We start from the raw sequence: 24,140 nt of genomic DNA, 5'->3' as shown, positions 1-24,140 counted from the left end.
ATGCGGTTTCGTCGTCCCAGTGTAGAGCCCGTTGAGATCAATCTAACGCCAATGATTGATTGCTTATTATTTCTGATCGTTTTTTTGTTGCTGTCGATGACGTTTAACCATTTTAGCAAGCTAAATATCGTTTTGCCGCAAGCTGAGGGTGTGCCAATTGTCGAAAAAGACAAGCGCATTGAAGTGAGTATTCAAAAAGATGGCAGCTATGCGGTCAATGGCATTGCGTTGTCAGGTACGGGTGCAGGCGAGCTTGCCGCCATGGTTCGCCAAGAAGCAGGTGATGATCGCAACATGCTGTTTGTGATTTCTGCCGATGCCGATGCCACTCACCAATCGGTGGTGCGCGCGATGGATGTGGCAGGTAGCCTTGGCTTTATTAATCTAAATATCAGTACTATAATACCTGCAGGAGCGGCGGTTGATTTACCCAACGCCTCACCGACTGCCGCCAAGCCAGTAGGGGTGGCGCGTTGAGCCCAATGCTAAAATCCGCTGACAGCGCAGCAGCCGAACCAACCCGTTGGCAGACGTATCGCAGGCTGTTGGGATATTTAACCCCCTACAGTTGGGCAGTGGCGTTGGTGGTGATTGGTTTTGCGATCAATGCAGGCACTGAGGTTGGTGTTGCTAAGTTGATGAAATACATCATCGATGCCATCAACGCAGGGCAGCAGCAGCGCATGAATTTGTTTCCGCTGCTTGTCGTGTTGCTGTTTTTGCTGCGCGGTATGGGCACGTTTTTGGGCAATTATTACAGCGCACTGATTTCGCGCAATTTGGTGTATCGCCTGCGTACCGAGGTGTTTGCTAAGTTGTTGCGCTTGCCAAGTCAGTTTTATTTGGACAATCCACCAGGGCAAATTTCTGCCAAGTTGATTTTTGATGTTGAACAGGTCACGGCGGCAGGTACTGATACGCTAAAAACCCTATTGCGTGATGGCTTGACGGTGATTGGCTTGTTGGGCTTTTTGCTGTACACCAATTGGCGGCTAAGCCTGACGCTGTTTGTTGTTTTACCACCGATTTTGTGGCTGGTGCGCTATGCCAGTAAGCGTTTTCGGCGGTTGTCGCGCGACATTCAGCAGTCGATGGGGCAGGTTAGCCATATCACCAATGAAGTCATCACAGGCTTTCAGGTGGTAAAAAACTATGGCGGGCAACGCACGGAGCTGGCGCGATTTGATGCCGCTTCACGTAACAATTTGCGTAAGGCGCTAAAAATCGTTGTCACCAACAGTCTAAACACGCCTGTCATTCAGCTGTTGATGGCATGCGCGATGGCGGTGGTGGTGTGGCTTGCCATGCGTCCAAACGTCATGGGTAGCAGCAGCGCAGGTGATTTTATCGCCTATATCAGTGCGGCAGGATTGTTAAGTAAGCCTGTTCGCGCCTTAACTGATATTAACCAAAGTTTTCAAAAAGGCTTGGCGGCAGCAGATACGATTTTTGCCTTGCTTGATTTGCCTGAAGAGCGCGATATGGGCACGGTTGAGCAGACTTTGACGGGGCAGATTGATTTTCGCGATGTGGATATTCGCTATCCTGATGGCACGTTGGCAAATCAAGACATTAATTTAACCATTACTGCAGGGCAAACGGTGGCATTGGTTGGGCGTAGCGGTGCAGGCAAGACGACACTGACCAACGCTCTGATGCGCGCGGTTGATGTCAGTGGTGGCAATATTTATCTAGATGGCACAGCGATTGACGCGCTGCGCTTGGATTGTTTGCGTGCGCAGATTGCCAGTGTCAGCCAACAGGTGGTGTTGTTTAACACAACCATTGCCAATAATATTGCGTATGGTGAGTTGCACAATAAGTCGCGTGCTGAGATTGAGGCGGCAGCAAAAGCGGCGTATGCCCATGATTTTATCATGCAGTTGCCGCATGGCTATGACACGATGATTGGTTCGGCAGGTTTGCAGCTGTCGGGCGGACAACGCCAGCGCTTGTCGATTGCGCGCGCGTTGCTCAAAGATGCGCCGATTTTGATTTTGGACGAGGCGACCAGTGCGTTGGATAATGAGTCAGAATTTTTTATCCAACAAGCGTTGGCGCGTGTCATGCACGAGCGCACGACGATTGTCATTGCCCATCGTTTAAGCACCATTCAAAATGCTGATAAAATCGTGGTCTTGGATGCAGGGCGGATCGTTGAGGTTGGCACCCACGATGAATTGCTTGCGCGGCATGGACAATACGCTAAGTTGTATGCGCGCGATTTTGTGCTAGAAGAATAGGGAAGATAAACGCGCATGAGCCTTGAGCAGCGTTTGAGTCGAGCATGGCAGCGGCAGGCGTGGTGGCTGTGGCTGCTGCTACCGCTGACGGGGCTGTACGCGCTGGCAGATGGCGTGCATCGCTGGCTGTACCATTGGGGGCTAAAAAAAACCGATTACCCACCTGTACCCCTGATTGTGATTGGCAATATCACCGCAGGCGGTAGTGGCAAAACGCCGTTATTGATTGCACTGGTCAAGTATTTACAGACGCGTGGTGTGCGTGTCGGGGTGATTAGCCGTGGGCATGGCGGTGCAGGCGCGCGTCATCCGCAATTGGTGCGTGTTGATTCGATGGCCAAAGAGGTGGGCGATGAGCCGTGTTTAATTGTACAAAGCACAGGCGTTCCCATGGCGGTGGGCACTAAGCGTGGCGCGGCGGTCGATTGGTTGTTGCAGCACTATCCTGATACCCAGCTGATTTTAGCCGATGATGGCTTGCAGCATTACGCGCTTGACCGCGATGCTGAGTGGATCGTTGTTGATGCCGAACGCGGCTTTGGCAATCGCCAACGGCTACCAACGGGTTTTTTGCGCCAGCCTATCAAGCGCTTATTTGCGCCCAATGCAACGGTGATTTGGCACTGTCGCGACTGGCAGCAGCCACCCATGGCAGATACACGCCAACGTTTGGCGCAAGCAGGGCAGCGCACGGATTTGTTTATGCGCCTAAAGGTGCAACCGTTGATGGCGTTGTGTGCTGACCACACGACCGCCCAGACCCTTATGCCGCAAAATTCGCCGCAAGTAGTTGCCATGACGGGTATTGGCTATCCGTCAAGGTTTTTTGCCAGCGTCGAGCGGCTGGGCTTTGGCGTTGTGCCATTTGCGTTTGATGATCACCACGCATTTACATTGGCAGATTTTATGCCCGTGCAAAAAGCGGATTTAGCGTCGCTGCCGATTGTGATTACGACAAAAGACGCGGTTAAAATCCGTCCGCTGTTGGCAAATGCTACGAACGCTGCCGCGCAAGCCCTACGCGCACGGTTGTGGGTGCTGCCTGTCGAAGCTGAGCTGTCGCCTGCGGTGTTTGCCACGCTTAACCAGCAATTGATTAAGTTTAATATTTTTAAGTCTTAAATAACGTCAGGTTTGCTATGAGCACGCCCCCCAAAACCCACATTGTCATCCCAGCACGCCTTAAAAGTACCCGTTTACCCAATAAGCCATTGGCTTTGATCCATGGCAAGGCAATGATTTTGTGGGTCATTGACCGTGCGCAAGCCGTGCAGCGGGCAGGCGTTGCCGATGATGTGTGGGTGGCAACCGATGACAACACAATCGCTGATTTGTGCCGACAGTACGGCGCACAAGTGGTACTGACCAATCCCAATCACCCATCGGGCACAGATAGACTTGGCGAGGTTGCCCAACAGCTTGGCTGGCAAGCCGATGACATCGTCATCAATATGCAAGGCGATGAGCCGCTGGTGCCCGTGGCGTTGATCGAGCAGGTTAGTAGGCTGCTACGCGCGCAACCTGAATGCGTCATGGCAACGCTTGCCGAACCGATCGGTGCGCTTGATGAGTTTTTACGCCCGTCGGTAGTCAAGGTGGTGATGTCGCCCAATCAGCACGCGTTGTACTTTAGCCGTGCGCCGATTCCACACCATCGTACCGCTGATCCGACCGCACCCGTCAGTCTGCCGCCCAATGCCTTGCGCCATTTGGGTTTGTATGCCTATCGTGTCAGCCTGCTACAAGTATTTGGCGGTTGGGCTCAGGGTGTGCTTGAGCAAATCGAAAGCCTAGAGCAGCTGCGAATTTTGGAACATGGTGGCAAAATTGCTATTGACATTGCCCGTGTTGCCTTGCCTGCAGGGGTTGATACGCCTGCTGATTTAGAGCGACTAAACCGCATGGATTTGGCGCAGTTTTTGGGGTAAGATAGATAGCACTTTTGACCAAAAATAAAACACCGATATGCCAACGTATACCCCCGAACAACAAGCGATTTTGGACAACGTCAAACTGCCTGATGATTGGAAAGCTGCACTTGCTGATGAACTAACCAGCGATAACATGGTGAATTTGCGTCAGTTTTTGCGTGCCGAATACGACGCAGGCAAAACATTATACCCACCTGCTAGCAAGATGTTTATAGCGTTTGACCTGACACCGTTGTCACAAGTCAAGGTAGTGATTTTGGGACAAGACCCGTATCATGGTGCCAATCAAGCCATGGGCTTGTCGTTTTCGGTGCCCAAAGGCGTGCATATTCCACCAAGTCTTAATAATATTTTGCGGGAGTTGGCGCAGGATATCGGCATTACGCCATCACGCCACGGCGACTTGACGTATTGGGCGCAGCAGGGTGTGCTACTGCTTAACAGCATGCTGTCGGTGCAGGCAGGCAATGCAGGCAGTCATCAGGGCAAAGGTTGGGAGCGATTTACCGACGCGGTCATCGCGGCAGTCAATGATAAGTGCCAACATTGCGTGTTTATCCTATGGGGTAGCTACGCGCAGAAAAAAGGGCGCTTTATCGACCCAAAGCGGCATTTGATTTTAACCGCCAAACATCCATCCCCCTTGAGCGCAAATCAAGGTGGATTTTTTGGTACGCGCCCATTTTCTAAAGCCAATGACTATCTAAAAGCACACGGCAAAACGCCGATTGACTGGCAGTTGCCGCAGTAACACGCCGCGATTGTGCCATGATCTGTAATGATGTGCGCTTAGAGCCGCCAGTTTTTAGCGATTTAGACAGCAGTTTTATGACCATCGCGCTGGGGTGTGCAGCATACGGCGGTAGCTTGGGCGAAGTGCCTGTGGGCGCGGTGTTGGTGCATGATCAGCGCATTCTTGCGACGGGGTTTAACCAGCCGATTTTGCGCCACGACGCGACTGCACATGCCGAAGTGGTGGCGGTTCGGCAGGCGTGTGCGCGACTAAAAAACTACCGTTTGCCACCTGATTGCACGCTATACGTTACGCTAGAACCATGCACAATGTGTTTGGGCGCACTGATCCATGCCCGTGTGGCGCGGTTGGTGTTTGCAGCAACTGAGCCCAAAGCAGGTGTGATTGTCAGCCAGCAAAATTTTTGCCAACAAACGTTTTATAATCACCACTTACAGGTAGAGCAAGGGCTATTGGCAGAGCAAAGTCGTATTTTGTTGCAAGATTTTTTTCGCAAGCGTCGTGCTGCCAAAAAGCAGGGTTACTAACTGCTTATTGAAATCTAACTAAATCTATTCAATAATACCCATGATGAATAGATTAATAAGCATCAATCAAGGCGAAAACCTATCCTTTGAAGAGGAACTCGCCCAAGACGTACTCGAAATTATCACCGTATTTTGAGCACGGCTTTACGGCTCACGCAGTAAGAAAAATAAACAACTACTCGAAGCCGTCAAAGAGGTTTTAGAATGACCGTCATTCGTGGACACATCATTCGACTTGACCCTACCGACAAACAAGCCACCTACTTTGCTAAAGCTTGCGGTGTCGCTCGCCTTGCCTATAACTGGGCGTTGGCAGAATGGCAAACCCAATATCAAGCAGACAAGGCTTACCGTGATGATTGTTTAGCAAAAGGCATTGAAATTGACATCACCAAACTAAACAAGCCATCGCAAGGCAGCTTGCGTAAACAGCTTAACGCCATCAAACGCACTCAGTTTCCCTTTATGTTAGAAGTTACCAAATGTAGCCCACAGCTTGCCATTATGCAACTCGGGGACGCATTCAAACGCTTTTTTAAAGGGGAAGCTAAATACCCACAATTTCGCAAAAAAGGCGTAAACGACAGATTTAGCCTCTCCAACGACCAATTTAAAATAGATCACAAACGTATCAAAATTCCTAACCTTGGTTGGGTCAAAATGCGTGAACCCTTACGCTATGATGGTAAAATCCTATCTGCCAAAGTTTTTAAGCGTGGTGAAAACTGGTTTGTCAGTATTGCTGTTAAACTCGAAGCTGTCACAAACCATTTACCCAAAACAGGTAAAGCAGTGGGTATTGACTTAGGTATTACCGACTTAGCCGTGTTATCAGACGGTACAAAAATCCAAGCACCCAAACCACTTAAACAGCAATTACAAAAACTCAAACGCCTAAGCAAACAACTTAGCCGTAAACAAAAAGGTAGTAACAATCGTGCCAAAGCGAAAACCAAGCTATCACGATTACACGCCAAAATCAGCAATATCCGCCAAGACTTTAGTCACAAACTCACCACACAGCTTGTTAAAGGCTATGATGTGATTTGCCTTGAAAATCTGAATGTCAAAGGCATGGTACAAAACCGTAAATTAAGCCGAGCCATTAGCGATTTAGGTTTTTACGAGTTTAAACGCCAACTGATTTACAAGGCAAACCAATGGGGCAAAGTCGTTAAAGAAGTGGATAGATTTTATCCGTCAAGCAAAACCTGCTCAAATTGCGGTTTTGTTATGGCTAAAGCGGATTTAGCCTTGAATGTGCGTAACTGGCAATGCCCTAGCTGTCACAAACAACATGACCGTGATGTAAATGCCAGTATCAATATTTTAAACAACGCAACAAAAGTTTTAACTGCCTAGGCAGTTAATAAGGCGGTGAGTTCCACCGTGTCAGTCTATGGAGTTGATGTAAGACTTTAGCCCAATGGCAGCAAGCTAACAACGGTGAAGTAGAAAGAAAACGCTAAATTTGCCATTTGGTAGATTTAGGTAGGTTTTTCGGAACGGAAACACGGCAAGCGGATTGCCGCCAAAATGGGTTTCGGCAAATACATTAACCAGATGGTAGGGGTAAGTTTTCATCGATTTTATCAAGCGCAAGCGTGAGATTTTTGTGACAAGATTTGCCAAATCGGTGCTAAGTGCGCATAATTGAGAATTTGACACTTAGCCCTTATGATCTAAACCAACCAATCGCATTTTGCCAAATTTTTGGGTAAAACTTTTTAATAACTGAACAATATTGAGAATATCATGACCAACACGCTAACCGACCAAGTCGCCGCCCCCGAACTCATCAATCCTGAAATGCCCGATGTGCCTGCCCATCTGCCGACCCCAGAGGATGAAACAGCGCAAGCACCCACCGACACGCCTGACAACGCACCACAAAAAATCTATCTAAAAGATTACACGCCGCCTGCGTTTGGTGTTGAGCATATTGATTTGACCATTCAGCTATTTGATGATCACGCGCGTGTGGTGGCAAATTTGACCTTGCAGCGCAAAACGGCAGGCGATTTGGTGCTATTTGGGCGTGACTTGACTTTACAATCCATCAGCCTAAACGGGCAAGCATTAAGCGCGGCAGATTATCAGCTTGATGCCGAGCAACTGGTAATTGCCAACGCGCCTGATACTTGCCGCCTAGAAACTGTCGTCACCATCGTGCCACAGACCAATACCAGCCTTGAAGGGCTGTATCAAGCAGGCGAGGGCAGCGACACCATGTTTGTCACCCAATGTGAGCCTGAAGGTTTTCGTAAAATCACCTTTTACCCCGACCGCCCCGACGTGTTGGCGACCTTTACCACGCGTATTGAGGCGGATAACCGCTATCCAACGTTATTGGCAAACGGTAATTTGATTGACAGCGGTAAGCTCAACGAGAACCGCCATTTTGCTGTGTGGCAAGACCCAACCAAAAAACCCAGCTATTTGTTTGCTTGTGTGATGGCGGATTTGGTGACGCTAACCGACCATTACACAACCAGTGAAGGGCGCGAGGTACTACTGGAGGTGTATGCCAAGCCCGAGAACATCGAGCAATGCCACGTTGCTATGCAGGCCCTTAAAGATGCCATGCGTTGGGATGAAGACAACTACGGGCGCGCGTATGACCTTGACCGTTATATGATTGTTGCGGTCAGCCAATTTAACATGGGCGCAATGGAAAACAAGGGCTTGAATATCTTTAATACCGCGTGTGTGCTATCGAGCCCAGAGACCACCACCGACCGCCGCAATTTTAACGTTAAGTCAGTGATTTCGCACGAATATTTCCACAACTGGACGGGCAACCGCATTACTTGCCGTGATTGGTTTCAACTGTGCCTTAAAGAAGGCTTTACCGTGTTTCGTGACCAGTCATTCTCGGCTACTTTGCATTCGCCTGCCGTACAACGCATTGACGATGTCGCCACGTTGCGCGCGTTTCAATTTCCCGAGGATGCAGGTCCATTGGCGCACCCACCGCGCCCCGACCACTTTGTTGAGATTAACAATTTTTATACCGCAACTGTGTATGAAAAAGGCGCAGAAATTGTGCGCATGATCGCCAATTTCTTGGGTAAAGACAAATTCCGCCAAGGTACCGATGCCTATTTTGAACGCTTTGATGGCCAAGCGGTGACGGTAGAGGACTTGCTGTCGGCATTGGCAATCGCCGATGACAAGGTGCATGACTTTTTGGCATGGTACACACAAGCAGGTACGCCTGTATTGGCAGGTGAGGTGCGCCAAAACGATGCAGGACAAGATAACGCGGGTCTGACGCTTGAGCTGACCCAAGCAGTGCGCCAAGTGCCCAATTATCCTACCGCCCGTCCATTGCCAATTCCCGTGAAGATGGCGATTTTTGATCGTGCCACGGGCAAAGTGCTGGTTGAAGACTTGTTGTATTTGACCCAAGCCAAACAAGAATTTTATTTTGCTGACATCACAGGCGATGTTGTTGTGTCATTGTTGCGCGATTTTTCTGCCCCTGTGCAGCTAAACTTTGCTTACAGTGCCGAGGACTTGGCATTTTTGATGCAGCATGAAACCAACGGCTTTAACCGCTGGCAAGCAGCGCAGATTTTGCTAAACCGTATTTTGTTGCAATACCATGAGCCTACCGCGTATATCGCCGCGCTGCAAGCCAGTTTGCCAAGCCTTGCCAAGACTGACCCGATGTTGGCAGCGCGGCTGCTGGATATGCCAAGCGAGCGCGAATTGGCAAGCGGCATGACGCACCATTATGACCCAGAGCGTGTGGCAGCGCGGCATCGTGAAATTAAGCAGCAAGTTGCCGACAGCCTATGCGATACTTGGGCAGCGTTTTATCAAGACACGTTTGCTCAGTTGTCACAAGGGCAGTATGAGGATACGGCAGCGGCTATGGGCGTGCGCGCGTGGCGCAATGTGGTGTTAGAGATGGCATTGACCGCAGGTGTGGCGCAAGCGGCAGATTGGGCGCAAACACAGTATGATTCGGCGGCGTGCATGACTGAGCGTTTAGGCGCGTTATTGGCGGCGATTGAGCATGATTTACCAAGCAAAGATCAGCTATTGGCAGACTTTTATCAACGCTTCCATCATGACGCGTTGGTGATGGATTTGTGGTTTAGCGCGCAAGCCAGCAGCCGTCATAGCAGCGTACTTGACATCTTTGGCTTGATGCTGCATGCCGATTTTGATATCAACACGCCAAACCGTGTACGTGCGGTCATCGGCGGCTTGTTATCACAACCCACCAAGCTGTGGACAGCAGACGGTGTGCGCGAGTTTTTGGCGGTGATTGTGACCTTAGATGCGCGCAATCCGCTGCTTGCGTCGCGCTTGCTGCAAGGGTTATCAAACTGGCAAGCGTTGATTGAGCCGACCAAATCGCATATCCAAGCCGAATTACAAAACTTTGGCAAAAAAATCAGCTCAAAAAATGTCAAAGAAACCTTGGCAAATATGTTGGCGTAAACTGCGTGTCAAAGACGAGTCGGTCACAGGCGAACAAAGTTGCGGATTATTTGTTCGCCAAATGCTGAGATATAAGACTCAGGGTGAAACTGCACCCCAAAAATTGGCAGACTGACATGCTCAATCGCCATGATTACACCATCTTGGCACGTGGCGGTGATGCGTAAACATTCGGGGAAATTTTGCCGCCCGATCGCCCAAGAATGATATAAGCCTACCGCAAAACTGGGTGCAAGGTGGGCAAAAATTGGGCTGGTGTAATACGGAGCAAGCGTTACCTTGCCTGTCATACCATGGCGTGGAGTTGCCAAGTTATAGGTCGTCGCGCCAAAAAACTCACCGATGATTTGATGACCCAAGCAAATCCCAAGAATGGCTTTTGAACGATAATACTGGCTGAGCATGGTATAAATTTTGGGATAAGCACGTGGGACATCAGGGCCAGGCGAGATGATGAGATGCGAAAATTTTGCCACATTATCAAGTTGTAGATCACCAACCTTGATTACCACAAAGTCACAGGACAACTGACGCAGCAGTTCAACCAAGTTGTAGGTAAATGAATCGTTGTTATCAATGAGTACAATGTTGTTAGCCATGATTTGATCTTTACAAAATGGTTGGGTTTTGACTAAGCTATAGGCAATACTTTTTTTGATACCTGACCATGACGTTTGAATACTTTATCCAACAAGCCAACGTATTTGGCAAGCTGCGCGCGCCGTTTTTGTTTGTGATTGATTTTGAACAACAAAAGCCGTTGATTGTGCCACTTGCGCAAGCCAAGTCGGTAGGGGTGCTGTATGATATCACGTTTGGCCAGCAACACTTGCGCAATTTTGCGGCGACCGATGCACCGCCGCCGCTTCCTATCACGCTACAGGCGTGGCCACCAAGCTTTGATCATTATCGCCAAGCGTTTGATCATGTGCAGCGCGCTCTACAGCATGGCGACACCTACCTGCTTAATTTGACCTGCCCCACGCCGATTACACTTGGCACAAATTTTGAGCAGCTGTTTTACCAAGGACAAGCCAAATACAAAATTTGGCTAAAAGATGCGTTTGTTTGTTTTTCACCCGAGTGCTTTGTTGAAATTCATCACAACCAAATTCACACCTACCCGATGAAGGGCACGATAGCAGCAAACCTTGCCAACGCCGAACAACAACTGCTGGATAATATCAAAGAAAAACAAGAGCATTACACCATCGTTGATTTGTTAAGAAACGATTTAGCCATGGTTGCCACTCACGTTAAAGTGGATAAATTTCGCTACGTGGATAGCGTCACCACGCATCACGGCGATATTTTACAAACCAGTTCTCACATCACGGGCAAATTAGAGCAAAATTGGCAAGCACGGATTGGCACACTCTTGGCAACACTGCTGCCTGCAGGGTCAATCTGTGGCGCGCCTAAACAAAAAACGCTTGAAGTTATCCGCCAAGCAGAGGGACAACCGCGCGGCTATTACACGGGGGTGTTTGGGCTGTTTTTGGGTGAAGCATTGGTTAGCGCGGTGGCGATTCGCTACATTGAGCAACAAGGCGAGCAATTGTATTTTCGCAGCGGTGGCGGTATCACAGCATTGAGCGATGCCAAACAAGAATATGACGAGCTGCTTAAAAAGGTCTACTTGCCTGTTGCCAATTCAGCCAGCTCACTGACCGATGGCGCGGTATCATGACACAGGTTAATCATCCGCGCGTTTTTGACTTGTTTGAAACCATCGCTATTGTGCAAGGCGAACCGCAAAATCTTGCCCACCATCAGCGCCGCTATGCGCACAGCTTGGCAAGCTTTTATCCAAAACAATGTTATCAAGTGTTTGATTTGGCAAGCGTTTTACAAAAATTTTTGGCAGATAATCCGCCCAACCATTCGCTCATGCGCTGTCGGATTGATTATAACGCCAGTGACATGGCGATGCATTTAGTTGGCTATCAGCGTAGAGGCAACCTAACGTTTCAACCCGTGATTTGTGATGACATTGATTATACGCTCAAATTTACCAACCGCGATCAGCTCAATACACTACTACAGCAGCGCGGTGCGTGCGATGAGGTGATCATCATCAAACACGGCTTTGTCACAGACTGCACGATAGGCAATTTGGTGCTTAAAAAAAATAATCACTGGTACACGCCGAGCACGCCATTGCTCAATGGCACACAGCGGGCAAAACTTTTGGCAGAACATCGGATTTCGGCGTGTCCGATTTTGTTACGCGATCTTGATCGTTATGAAGAAATACGGCTGATCAATGCCTTAAACCCACTTGTTTGACCAAAAAACAAGCCAATTTAACATCAACACCAAGCCACTACCAAGGAATAACCATGAACCCAACGCTGGCTTTAATCGACCAACACCGCGTGTATCGTGAGTTTGATCCCAACGCGACCATTAGTGACGCAAACTTGACCGCTATCATCCACGCCGCCCAACGCGCCCCGAGTTGGATGAACGGGCAGCATTACAGCATCATCAACGTCAGTGACCCTGCGCAGCGACAAGCAATTGTCGAATTGCAACCCAAAAATCCGCAAATCGGGCAATGCAGCGTGTTTTTGGTGTTTGTGATCGATGGCTATCGCGCGTTTTTGGCAAACCAAAGCCAAAACCAAGACAAAAGCGTAAGCTTTGCAGGATTTGCTGACGCAGATACGCTGATCACCTTGACGACTGATGCGGCAATGGCAGCACAAAACGCCACGTTAGCGGCAGAGAGTCTGGGCTATGTCACCTGTCCGATTGGTGGCTTGCGTCAGGCAGGCAAGGCGTTGATTGACTTGCTTGCGTTGCCCAAATACACCTATCCGATTTTTGGGTTGTGTATCGGCACGCCTGTGGCGGATATGCCCATCAAACCACGCCTGCCGATGGACGCGGTATTTTTTGACAATCGCTACCAAACCGACGCGTTGCCCAAGTTACTGGCACAATACGAACAGACGATGCTTGAGTTTGGCGAAGCGCGCGAAAAATTGCCATATCGGCAAAAATTTGCACAGTTTTATCGTCAGCCATATGTGGCCGAAGGCGAGGCGTGGCTAAAATCGCAAGGATTTTTGGCTCAATAACAAGGCGTTAAAACCAAAACATAAAAGACCATTCGAGATTTTTTGCCCCAATTGTCCAGCCAATTTCTAAAATCAAGCTCACTTACCCAAGTGGGCTTTTTTAATGCGTTTTAGACACTTATCCGCTAAAGCGTTTAAAAATCTTGTCTATCCACTTGCACCACCGCAGCCAAAAAAAGCCAGTATGGTTAAACTGGCTTTGATCGCATCAAAATAGACTCACGTGCGGGCATGATCAATATTTTGATTTTGCGCCTGTGGGGGCAGATTTTTTTGCTCACGCTTTAGGTTTACATACGCCCAGCCACCCACCACAATATTGATGACCCCCACCACCGCAAACAACATCGGCAGCGGCATTTGAATAACCGTTAAGCAAATAATTGCAAAAATCGCCGAGCCAACCATAAACAGCGCGTTAAAAATGTTGTTCGCGCCAATCACGCGCGCGCGGTGGCTATCGGGTGAATACGCCTGCATAAAGGCATACAGCGGCACAATATAAATACCGCCTGCAAACCCAAGCAAAAACAAATCAACAAACACGCGCCACACACCTGCCACCTGCCACAATTGGCGAATACCAAACGTGACATCAACAGGCGCGTTAATCACCAAACCTGACAGCGCAAAATACAAATCAATGGCAAAAATCGACAAACCTGCCATGCCAAATGGTAGCAACTTGAGACTAACTTGGTTTTTAGTCAAACGCTTACACAGCAGTGAACCTGTTGCCGTACCCACCGAAAACAGCATCAGCATAAAAATAATCACGCTCTCATCGCCGTGCAGCAAGGTCTTGCTAAACTCAGGCACTTGCGTCAAAAACGTCGCACCATAAAACCAAAACCAACTGTTGCCCATAATAGTAAACCACATGATCGGCAAGCGGTATAAATACACAATTGTTTGCCAACTGGTACGCGCGATGTTCCAATCTACAGCCAAATTGGGCTCAGGTGCGGGCAGAGATGGGATAAAACGCGCTGCCAAATAGCCTAAGCAAGCCACTGCCAACACAAAGCCTGATAGCCACCACATCATATGTGTTTGTTGGGTCAAAATACCTGCTGCAATCATACCCGTCAAAATCGCCAATGACGTACCCATCTGAAACAGTCCATTTGCGCCGACCAGCTCATCAGGCTGCATGGCTTGCGGCAAATAAGCGTATTTAATCGGACCAAAAAATGTCGAATGCGTACCCATCAAAAACAGCGCGATAAACAGCAGCCAATACAATTCAAACACAAACCCCACCGCTGCCAACGCCATAATGATAATCTCTAACAGCTTAATCAGACGCGTAAGTTTTGCCTTGTCGTATTTATCCGCCAGTTGCCCTGCCAGCGCAGAAAACATAAAAAACGGCAACACAAACAACATCGCCGCAAGGTTATTGAGCAGACTTAAGCTGACACCCAACTTGCTTGCCGCAACAAAGGTCAAGACCAAAATCAGCCCTTGCTTAAACAAATTATCATTAAACGCGCCCAAAAACTGGGTGATAAACATCGGTGTAAAACGGCGCTTGCTAAATAGCGCAAACTGACTGCTATTGGCGGTAGAATCAGACGATTGGTTGCTAGAATTGATCGACGTTGGCATTGTTATTGTTCGCTAAAATCGTGATTGATTTAATTGACTTCCTCCCCTCCCTAAAGTGAGGGGATTCCCGCTCCTAGACGGTCAAGCCCGACCGCAAGAATGTTCCGACTGGCGTTAATATCTCTATCATGCCGTGTGCCACACTTCGCACAAGTCTACTGCGAGCATAGCTCTTGTCTTGCGAACGGGCAAAGCAGTGCTTTGCTTATCCGTTCTCATCTCTTATTCGCAAACCTGCGCTACCTTTCGGACTATTGCGGTCAATTTGACCGCAACACGAACAAGTTTGGGTAGTGTATCGTTCATTTACGATTTCAAAACGGCAACCTGCGTTCTGGCACTTGTAGGTCAGTTGTCGTTTGAATTCAAACCAACCTGCATCGTAAACCGATTTGGCTAGTTTGCCTTTTTTGCTGTTAAATTGGGTGGTTTTAACGTCACCAACCACGATTAGCGCGTTATCTTTGACTAATCGGGTGGTGAATTTGTGGATGAGGTCTTGGCGTGTATTTTTGATTTTGGCATGGATTGCCTTAACACGCTGTTTGTTTTTTGCTCGTTGGGCGATAGCTAATTTTTTAGCCCATGCTTGGGTCTGTTTGATTTGCAGTTTATCACCTTTTGAGGTGGTGGCACTGTCTTTAAGCCCTAAGTCAATACCGACACTACCTGCTCCGCATTGGGTTTTAGGATATTCTTTGACGGTGATACAGGCATACCATCGGTTACGGCTGTCTTGGACGATTTCTAGTGTGTTGATTTGGTATAGGCTAAGGTTGTAGCTGTCCCATACGTCTATCAGTAGCTTTTGCCCTTTGGCTAGGCTTAATTGTAACGTCGATTTTAAGCCTTTTTTATTCGTTTGGTGGGTGGCAATGTGCTTAATAGCGGATTGTTTAAATGGTAGCCAACCGAGTGATTGACGTTTTGAGTTTGGGTTGTTGGTTCGCCATGATAGTTTGGCTTTTTTGCATTGGCGACGCGATTTGGCATGGGTTTCGTTGATGGCTTGGATGGTTTGCGAGTGTAAGCCAAGGAATTCACCGCTACCTTTGGTATATTCGTTTAGGTCATAGGCACTAAAGAATTTGCCTGTTTTTTGTAGGTGCTTATAGCTCAAGTCATTGACGTAGTTCCACACAAAATTGACCGAACCGCTTAGGCGGTTAAGCTTCGTTATGTGTTTGTCTCGTATGCGTAGCTTGAGTGTTTTCATGGGTTTATTTTAACATATTTAGTATCTTATCGTGTGTAAGCATAGCTACAGAGTTGCCTTATATCCACCGCCTGAAGTCGGTGGTTTTACAGCAACGGAAGATAAATGAAAAAACGTTGAAAACATACGCACTATACATGGTAAAAGCGCGCGTAAATCAAAGCGTTATCTTAGCAAACTTTGGCTGAAAATGGGCGAATTTATAGCGTGGCATATAAGATAAACCTATCAATACAAACCGCACACCATCAAGCCACCAGCCGCGCTATTTAGCAAATTAAATAAACATCATCGATGCTGTGATTTAATTACAAAAATTTTGGTAAGGCATTGGGCAACAAAATAGAATATGCTACAATTGACGCTGTTTTTGCTATGAAACCGTTACGCCACGCTTGCTACAAACAATGCAGTGAATGAACAGGCTAGGAATGCTTGATGAAAAAAAACCGTTGGTACCGCCCTGTTTGTATTCCTGCTGCCAAAACTGTCGCGCCGTGCGTGTTGTTGCCCTTGGCAGCCTTGCCGATGACCACCCACGCGGCAACCGCCGATCATACCACCCAATCAACCAAAACCAGCCAAACGGATGTCAATCAAGCTTCACCGCTCAAAGACTTAAGCGACATCATCCCCGAGGTCGCGCAAGCCAATACCATGCAAGACAGTACCGAGGCAGCTGTCAATTCGTCCAACGATTTTTTGCCGACCAGCCAATTTGTGCCTGCCACCACACCGCAAGGCATTTTAAATCAGCTAAAAAACCAACCACTGGGCGATTTTGATAACTTTAATCAGCCTGTTGCTAGTTTAAAACAAAGCCGACCAAGCATTGGCTATGATCCTAGCCGCGATATCGGCAATCAACCAATTGCCACCGTACCTGCCCAACAAGTCAAACAAGCGCACAACCAAGTACAAGCGCAAATCAACCGCAGCCCAACATCCAGCACGGCGCAGTCTTCAAACGCCCAGCCTTCAAACGTGCAGCAAGCACAGGCTGCTGCTAACGTAGCAGGCGAGCTCAATCAAAACATCACCGCAGGCGCGACCCAAACCACCGACAACGCCCCTGTTGTTAGCGAAACACAAAACCTTGCCAATCAAACCCAAACCACGCAGCAAGCGGCGAACCAAGCCCCCGATCAAATAACAGACATCAGAGTGAATGATACCATCAATCCCGATGACTATTTGCCTGCCTATCAGCAGCAAGCCGCCGCACCGAAAGCTGCCACTGCCCAACCTATGCATGTGCGCCGCAAAAAAAATCCGTTCAAACAGCTGGTCAATCGTGTATTGCGCCGTGATCCAGGTGTGACCTATCTAGAAGCCAAAATCACCAACGCTGATCCCGAACAAGAGCCTGCCAAAAACATCAAAGCGGCATTAGAGCGCATCACCGCCGAGTCGGTTGAGGATTTTCCTGCCAGTGCAGGGCGGCTGCGCCAAATTGTCACCGATGCCGCGCAAGCGGTCGGATATTATGACACCAAAGTAGCGTTTCGCCAATTAGCAGATGACTATATTGAGGTAATCGTCAGCCAAGTTGGTGAGCCTGTCATCGTCAAATCGCGCTTTGTTGATATCCGTGGCGAAGGCGGCGAGGGCGATAATGCGCTACCTGTGTATGAGGCAATCGAGCAAGAAATTGCGCCTAAAGTTGGCGATGTGCTCAATCATGGCGTGTATGAGCAGGCCAAAGCCACCATCCAAAACGTGGCGCGTACCAATGGGTTTTTTGATGCGCGTTGGCTCAGTCACTCTGCCGACGTGATTTTGCCTGACAATACCGCCGATATTGACTTGATTTATGACACCCAATCGCGTTATCAGTTTGGCGACATCAAGGTGTATAGCATCGACAAAGACGGCAATTTGACCGACAATCCCGACAAAATGCCAATTTCGCCCAAGCTGCTGGATCAGTTGATGACATACCAGTCGGGTGATCCGTACTATCAGCCGTTTGTTACCGCATTTAGCAATAATCTGACCGCAACGCGCTATTTTAATGGCGTGGATGTCGATGTGGTGCTACCGCCCGATGACGCAGGCAATGCCGATTTGGCGTTTGACAAGCCGCAAAATCCTGATCCAAACGCCGACCCCACTGCCCAAACCACCACGCCTGAGACGCGTGTACAAAATCCTGAGGATTATGCACCACTACAATTTAGCCAAGATGACACGTTGCGTGAGCGGCTAAACGCGATTTCAAACAAAGCGCAAAACCTGCTCAACGCCCCCGAGGACATCCAACTGGCTGCCGATGAACGTACAGGTTGGGGGCCATTGGCAACCATCGCCAATACCATCAGCAAAATTGCCAAAAAAATTGACCGCGACGATACGCCAACGCGCCTTGCCCAAGCCAGTCAGCAAGATATCATCGCCAAGTCCACCCCTGAGCAAGTGTATACCGACAAGCGCGTGCCAACGTATGTGGTGCTAGATGCCAACAAGCCGCATGAAGCGCAAGTTGGTATCGGTTATGAAACCGACGTTGGCGTGCGCCTTGTGGGCAAGGTCAATAACAACTTGGTCAATCGCAATGGCTTGCAAGCAGGGATCAACACATCGCTGTCAAAAAAAGACCAACTGCTTGAAGTCACCGCCAGTCATCCATACAAGCACCCGATCAATGACAAGCTGACCGCGTCCATCGGTTATCAGCACAAAAAAGACGATGATTTTAGCGATAGCTTTGAGACTGATTCGGTGTATGCCAATATCGCCCGCAACGTACGCCGCGAAACAGGCTGGAATCGTACCTATTCATTGCGCTATCGTATGGATAAGCTCAACCTCAATGACGGCGTGTATGACATTGAGGAATTACCGCCGCCGTTTAACAACACGTCATCGGATGCCAACCAACAAGCGTTGTTATTTGGCTATGGTATTTCGCGCGTTATCACCAACAACTCGCTCAATCCCACCAAAGGCTACAGCCAGCGCTATTCCATCGAAGGCGCGGTCAAAGACGTGTTATCAGATACTTCGTTTGTCATTGCGCGCGCAGGCTTGGCAGGGATTTATACCTTTGGCGCGAATTTCAAACATCAAGTGTTGGCACGTGCCGATTTGGGTTATATTTATAGCGATGATTTTTATCAAGTGCCGTATCGGCTGCGCTTTTTTGCAGGCGGTGACCAAAGCATCCGCGGCTATAGCAACGACAGCCTAGGTCCGCGTTATAAAAACGATAAATTTTTAATCGGCGGTGACGCGCTGGCGGTGGGTTCGTTTGAGTACAACTATCAATTTCGTGATGGGCTGCGCGCTGCCGTGTTCACCGATTTTGGTAACGCCTATGATATCAAAGGCGATGAGAACAACTCAACCAAAGTCAGCGTTGGTACGGGTATTCGCTGGGCATCGCCGATTGGGCCTGTGCGCCTTGATGTCGCGCATGGCTTGACGAGCGACAACGATGGCTTTAAAGTACACTTTTTTATCGGCTCACCGCTGTGATGTCGGCTTGTTGTATGTTGTAACTGATACTTAGCATGATAGTGCCATGACCGAACACACGCCCCCGACAGACCCCAAAGACCACGCCAAGACGCACGACGGTAACAACGTTGAGCCGATGACAGCAGAAAAAACCGACACACCTGCCAGTTCAACCAAAAAATCCAACTGGCTGCGCGCATGGTATCCGCTGTCATTGATCGGACGGGTGGTGTTTTGGTTGGCGGTCGTGCTGTTGGTGTTGGTGGCGGCAGGTTATTATGTGGTCGGCACGCCGTGGGGCACGCGCTTGATCATTCAAACCGTTGCTGACCGCACGGGTATTCGCCTTAAGACAGGCGAGGGCAACCTACGCGATGGGCTGTGGATTTATGACCTACATATCCCTGCCAGCCCGCCCAAGAGCAATATCCAGATTGATGCCGATAAAGCCTACATCAAAGTCGGTTGGCGCGCGCTGCTTTTGCATAAAAACGTGCATTTGCGTGAAGCTCATATAGGCACGCTCAAAATAACCAACCTAAAACCGCCGAATAATCAGCCGTTTAGCTATCCGACAGTCAATTTGACAATGAACGTGATTTTGGACGATACCACTGCCGATTTGGTGCGTTATCAGCAAGTCACGCGCGAGCCGATGGATTTTAAACAAGCCAAGGTCAAAAACTTCACGTGGCAAGGTACGCAAATGACGGTGGAAAGCGGTGCGTTTGCCTACAACGCGCTGCTGTCAATTGCCAATTTGCAAGGCGGTATGAATTTTAGCGGCGATTATCCCATCAATGCGCACGGCGACTTGGTGGTCAATGCATTAAGTAAAGCCTATTTTGACACCTTGCACACCAAGGTCACAGGCAGCCTAAAGGATTTGTCGGCGGATATCCAAAGCCGCTACAACAACGCCGATGTCACGGGGCATCTACGCGCCCACCCGATGGAAGACCACGCGCCGTTTGATGCCAAATTGCAATGGCAGGACGCGCTGTTGCCGTATGCCAAATCACAAAATATTCGCCTCAAAAACGGCACACTGATCGCATCGGGTATCACCAGTGATATTCGGCTAAAACTTGACACCCATTTGACCGCCAAAGACATTCCCAACGGGCGCTATACGGGCACAGGGCGCATTGCAAACAAACAGCTTGATATCGAGCGGCTACATATGCAGCTTGCCGAAGGTGAGCTGGTCAGTAAAGGCACGGTTAATTGGCAAGACCGCACCCACATCAGTCTCATCAGCAGCGGGCAAGGCTTTACCATTCGCAAACTGTTGCCCGAATCGGTTGCGCCATACGCACCGCGCACTTTGACGGGTAAGCTGTTTTTTAATTTCGATGCCGCAACTGACAATCAACCACAGCATTATCAGCTTAGCCTACAGCAGGACGATGGCGAGCAGATCAACGCCAAGATTGAGCAAGCCGTCAAGCCCAAATCAGCGCAGCCGCAGCCATACGTGATTGATGCCAATTGGCGCAATGTTATTCGCCGTGACCTGCCCAATATCGGCGATTTTAACAGCCCCAGTGGGCGCGCACAGGTCAATTACCTAGACGGCAATACGCTGTCTGCGCAGGGCAACGCACAAATCGTTAAGCTCAACATCGCGCCAGCAGGTGATTATCAATTTGCGGTCAAAAAACGCAACGAGCATATCGATATCGCCCAGCTAAACTACCAAGGTGACGCAGGCAAGCTTGATGGCACAGGCGCAATTACCTTGGCGCGGGCAGGGCAGCCACTGGCATGGCAAATCAACGCCACCACCAATCAGCTCAATGCCAAGCGCGTCATTGACAGCGTACCTTTACAAAATTTAACAGGCACGCTGCAAGCCAATGGCACTTTGCGTACCATTCGCCAAGCACAAGGCGCACGTCTTAGCCAGCATGATATTCACATCGGTCGGGTGAATATGGCAGGCGATCTGCTTGGCGCGCAAAACAGCAAAAAACATCTGGTGCTAGCAGGAGCAGGGCAAGTCAAGGTCGATTTGGCCGAAAACAGAGGCAAAAATGACCTTGAGTATTTGGCGGTCAAATTTGACGGCAATCTCAACGCGCCAAACGTACCGCAAGGTGCGCTCAATATCGACATTGCAGGCACGACCAAACAGATACAAATCAACCGTTTTGAACATCAGGGCAAAGACGGCGGTATCAGTGCGCGCGGCAAGCTTGATTTGACCCAAGGTATCGGTTGGCAACTCACCGCCGACATGAACCGCTTTGATGCCAGTTATTTTGTACCACATCTGCCCAGCCAAATTACAGGTAAAATCAACACTGACGGTTTTTGGCGCAAAGATGCTCAGTTTGTCCATATCAGCGACATGAATTTGTCAGGCAAATTAAAAAATAAACCTTTGACTGCCAGCGGACAGCTCACCGCGCGTTTGCATCTGCCCAGCGACAGCAAAAAATTTGCCGATACCTTTAAAACAGGCAATAGCGAACAAATCGCCAACCAAACGCGGCGCATGGTCGAGCAGCTAAACGCCAACAACGTCCAAGTACAGTGGGGCAACAACCGCCTGACAGCTAACGGCGACCAAAATCAGCTCAACGCGCAAGTGGATGTCAGCACGCTACACGAGCTGGTGCCGTCACTCAAAGGACAGCTGAAAGGCAGCGTGATTGCTACCCAAACCGCCGCGCAAACCATGCCCAACGTGTTGGTGGATTTGGTCGGTCGTGGCATCGCCTTGCCGAATTTTGCCGTCAGTGATGCCAAACTGGTTGGTAAACTGGTCAATCTTGCCAAATCGCCCAGTCAGCTACAGCTTGACGCGCGTGGCATCAATATCGCCAATCAGCCACTGCGCGCGTTGCAGCTGCAGTTTAATGGCACCCAAGCTAGCCACAACATCAGCTTTAAAGTCGATAGCACGCGCGGACAGGCGCAAGGCTTGCTCAAAGGACAAGTTGATTTGGACAAAAAGCAATGGTCGGGCGCGCTTGGCAATGCCCAAATCGGCAGCCGTTACGCTACTTTGCAGCAAATGCAGCCTGCGCAGATGGTGCTTGATTGGCAAAAGCCGCGTATCGAGCTTGCTGCGCATTGCTGGCAAATGGTCGGCAAAAACGGATATTTGTGCTTTAAAAATAACCTCACTGCATCACGTGAACAAGGTCAGGTCAATCTTGCCATTCAACAAATCGATAGCCAAGCGTTGTCGGTATTTATGCCCAAAGACATCGCGTGGTCAGGCACGCTCAACGGCAGCGCATTGGTTAACTGGCAACGTGGGCAGCACCCAACCGTCAATGCCAGCTTATACTCCGACAATGGCGTGATTGGCACCAGCCCACAAACACCTGAGGACGAAGCCACCACCATCGCTTATGATCGCGTTAGCGTCATTGCGCGCTCAACCGCTGAAGGGCTCAAACTGCGCGGTGATTTAAAAACCTCAGGCAGCGGCGGCGTGGGCTACCTTGATGCTACCATCAACCCGTACCAAGCCAACAAGCCAATAGCAGGCACATTGGTGTTCCAAGATGTTAATTTAGCCATCTTCAAGCCATTTTTCCCATCGTTTGAACGCTTGACAGGCAATGGATTGGTTGCAGGTAAAATCAGCGGTACACTCAACCAACCCAAGTTTGTCGGTGATATTGAAGCACAAGACGCAGGGCTTGCCATCACAGGCGTACCAATGAAATTTAGCAACATTAACTTATTGGCGCACATTGACGGCAGCCGTGCCAACCTTGATGGACAATTTAAAGCAGGTGAAGGCACAGGTAACATCACAGGCTTGATTGATTGGCAAAAACAACTACAAGCGCACATCAAGCTGCAAGGCAAAAACCTATCCGTTAGCCAGCCGCCGACACTTGCCGCCCAAATCAATCCAACGTTTGATGTCGTCGTGCGCCCAAGCCAACGCTATGTCAATATCGTGGGTGCGATTGATGTGCCGCGTGCCATCATCCAAATGCCTGAGCAAAGTGCCAATGTGGTCAACAAATCGCCCGATGTCAATGTCATTGACCGCCGTCTTGCCGCGCAAGTTGATGAAGTACTGCGCGTGACCCAGCCGTGGTCGATCAACGCGGATATTGGCGTGGACTTGGGCAATCGTGTGATATTCCGTGGCTTTGGCACGAGCTTGCCATTGGCAGGCGCGCTGCACTTGACTCAGCGCGGACAAGGCAGCATGAAAGCGCAAGGCGTGGTGCAGGTTGCCAAACGCTCACGTGCCGATATTTTTGGGCAAAGCCTGACGATTAATTTTGCCCAAGTGCGCTTTAACGGTGAAGTCAAAAACCCAGGGCTAAACATCGAGGCTGTCAAAACCGTGCAGGGCACCCAAGTGGGGGTCAAGGTGCGCGGTACAGCAAGCAAACCTGAGATTACCGTATTTAACGATGGCGGCTTGACCGAGCAGCAAGCCATGAACGCGCTGGTAACAGGCAGCATCAACAACACGACAGGACAAAACACCACCAATCAAGAATTTGTTAATCGTGTCAATAATGCATTGGCGGCAGCAGGCCTAAGCTATGGCTTGAGCAGTACGCGCGGACTGACCAACCAAATCGGGCGCGCGTTTGGCTTACAAAGCTTGACGCTAGATGCCGTTGGCACCAGCAGCGACACCGAGGTTGGCTTGATTGGTTATATCACGCCTGATTTATACATTCGCTATGGCGTTGGCGTGTTTAATGCCAATACCGCGCTGAGTATGCGCTATCAGCTCACCCGTCGGTTGTATGTTGAGGCAAAAGCCGCTACCAACAATTCGGTAGATTTGATTTATAACTGGCGTTATTGATGCATCAAGCCACTAGCCAACTTGCCCAAACTTGCGTATGATAATGGGTTGATTTTG

General features: G+C 49.3%; 15 protein-coding genes and 2 pseudogenes. 14 read left to right on the top strand and 3 right to left on the bottom strand.

The genetic code is table 11. The features are described 5' to 3' along the window. From MA2_RS01310 to pepN, 9 genes and pseudogenes are all read left to right on the top strand, one after another. Nucleotides 1–477, top strand: a complete 477-nt coding sequence (locus MA2_RS01310) for an ExbD/TolR family protein (RefSeq protein ID WP_067055257.1) — start codon at nt 1–3, stop codon at nt 475–477. Between the two features lie 5 nt (nt 478–482). Further along, nucleotides 483–2,243, top strand: a complete 1,761-nt coding sequence (gene msbA / locus MA2_RS01305; protein ID WP_067055254.1) for a lipid A export permease/ATP-binding protein MsbA — start codon at nt 483–485, stop codon at nt 2,241–2,243. A gap of 15 nt (nt 2,244–2,258) precedes the next feature. Beyond that, on the top strand, nt 2,259–3,365 hold the full coding sequence (gene lpxK / locus MA2_RS01300) for a tetraacyldisaccharide 4'-kinase (protein ID WP_067055251.1): 1,107 nt from the start codon (nt 2,259–2,261) through the stop codon (nt 3,363–3,365). 17 nt (nt 3,366–3,382) lie between these two features. Continuing rightward, a complete protein-coding gene (gene kdsB / locus MA2_RS01295; RefSeq protein WP_067055248.1) occupies nt 3,383–4,171 on the top strand; it encodes a 3-deoxy-manno-octulosonate cytidylyltransferase in 789 nt (262 codons plus the stop codon). 37 nt (nt 4,172–4,208) lie between these two features. Beyond that, the gene (gene ung / locus MA2_RS01290; protein WP_067055245.1) at nt 4,209–4,925 is read left to right on the top strand and encodes a uracil-DNA glycosylase; all 717 of its coding nucleotides are present in this window, start codon (nt 4,209–4,211) and stop codon (nt 4,923–4,925) included. 17 nt (nt 4,926–4,942) lie between these two features. Then, a complete protein-coding gene (tadA, locus tag MA2_RS01285; protein WP_067055242.1) occupies nt 4,943–5,455 on the top strand; it encodes a tRNA adenosine(34) deaminase TadA in 513 nt (170 codons plus the stop codon). A 52-nt stretch (nt 5,456–5,507) separates the two neighbouring features. Continuing rightward, nucleotides 5,508–5,663: pseudogene (locus tag MA2_RS10810) on the top strand (IS607 family transposase); the annotation flags it as partial. Then, nucleotides 5,660–6,817 carry an RNA-guided endonuclease InsQ/TnpB family protein gene (locus tag MA2_RS01280; protein WP_067055240.1) on the top strand — a complete coding sequence of 386 codons (1,158 nt, stop codon included), beginning with the start codon at nt 5,660–5,662 and terminating at the stop codon, nt 6,815–6,817. The pseudogene MA2_RS10810 and the gene MA2_RS01280, both read left to right, overlap by 4 nt. Before the next feature lie 447 nt (nt 6,818–7,264). Beyond that, a complete protein-coding gene (gene pepN / locus MA2_RS01275; protein ID WP_211269837.1) occupies nt 7,265–9,910 on the top strand; it encodes an aminopeptidase N in 2,646 nt (881 codons plus the stop codon). A 23-nt stretch (nt 9,911–9,933) separates the two neighbouring features. Here the strand turns inward: pepN and MA2_RS01270 are convergent, their stop codons facing one another. After that, nucleotides 9,934–10,509 carry an anthranilate synthase component II gene (locus MA2_RS01270; RefSeq protein WP_067055234.1) on the bottom strand — a complete coding sequence of 192 codons (576 nt, stop codon included), beginning with the start codon at nt 10,507–10,509 and terminating at the stop codon, nt 9,934–9,936. Nucleotides 10,510–10,577: 68 nt separating this feature from the next. Between MA2_RS01270 and MA2_RS01265 the strand changes: the two genes are divergently transcribed. The 3 genes from MA2_RS01265 to MA2_RS01255 are packed head-to-tail and all read left to right on the top strand — an operon-like array spanning nt 10,578 to nt 12,996. Beyond that, nucleotides 10,578–11,600: an aminodeoxychorismate synthase component I gene (locus MA2_RS01265; RefSeq protein WP_067055231.1), complete on the top strand. Its 1,023-nt coding sequence runs from the start codon at nt 10,578–10,580 to the stop codon at nt 11,598–11,600. Then, a complete protein-coding gene (locus tag MA2_RS01260; RefSeq protein ID WP_067055228.1) occupies nt 11,597–12,199 on the top strand; it encodes an aminotransferase class IV family protein in 603 nt (200 codons plus the stop codon). The genes MA2_RS01265 and MA2_RS01260 overlap by 4 nt, the downstream gene beginning before the upstream one ends. A gap of 53 nt (nt 12,200–12,252) precedes the next feature. Continuing rightward, the gene (locus MA2_RS01255) at nt 12,253–12,996 is read left to right on the top strand and encodes a nitroreductase family protein (RefSeq protein WP_067055225.1); all 744 of its coding nucleotides are present in this window, start codon (nt 12,253–12,255) and stop codon (nt 12,994–12,996) included. Between the two features lie 219 nt (nt 12,997–13,215). On the opposite strand, the gene MA2_RS01250 is transcribed toward MA2_RS01255, so the two are convergent. Together MA2_RS01250 and MA2_RS01245 are read right to left on the bottom strand one after the other, a co-directional pair. Beyond that, a complete protein-coding gene (locus MA2_RS01250) occupies nt 13,216–14,607 on the bottom strand; it encodes an MFS transporter (RefSeq protein ID WP_067055222.1) in 1,392 nt (463 codons plus the stop codon). A gap of 50 nt (nt 14,608–14,657) precedes the next feature. Then, nucleotides 14,658–15,823 (bottom strand): annotated as a pseudogene (locus MA2_RS01245) (RNA-guided endonuclease InsQ/TnpB family protein). 438 nt (nt 15,824–16,261) lie between these two features. Between MA2_RS01245 and MA2_RS01240 the strand changes: the two are divergent. Together MA2_RS01240 and MA2_RS01235 are read left to right on the top strand one after the other, a co-directional pair. Further along, nucleotides 16,262–19,300 (top strand): autotransporter assembly complex protein TamA, encoded by a 3,039-nt coding sequence (locus tag MA2_RS01240; RefSeq protein WP_067055219.1) that lies wholly within the window; start codon nt 16,262–16,264, stop codon nt 19,298–19,300. 46 nt (nt 19,301–19,346) lie between these two features. After that, nucleotides 19,347–24,083 carry a translocation/assembly module TamB domain-containing protein gene (locus tag MA2_RS01235; protein WP_079352154.1) on the top strand — a complete coding sequence of 1,579 codons (4,737 nt, stop codon included), beginning with the start codon at nt 19,347–19,349 and terminating at the stop codon, nt 24,081–24,083. Nucleotides 24,084–24,140 lie beyond the last annotated feature (57 nt).

The organism is Moraxella atlantae NBRC 14588 (assembly GCF_001591265.1).
In the GTDB taxonomy this organism is placed as follows: domain Bacteria; phylum Pseudomonadota; class Gammaproteobacteria; order Pseudomonadales; family Moraxellaceae; genus Faucicola; species Faucicola atlantae.
This window is presented reverse-complemented; position numbering and strand designations above follow the sequence as displayed.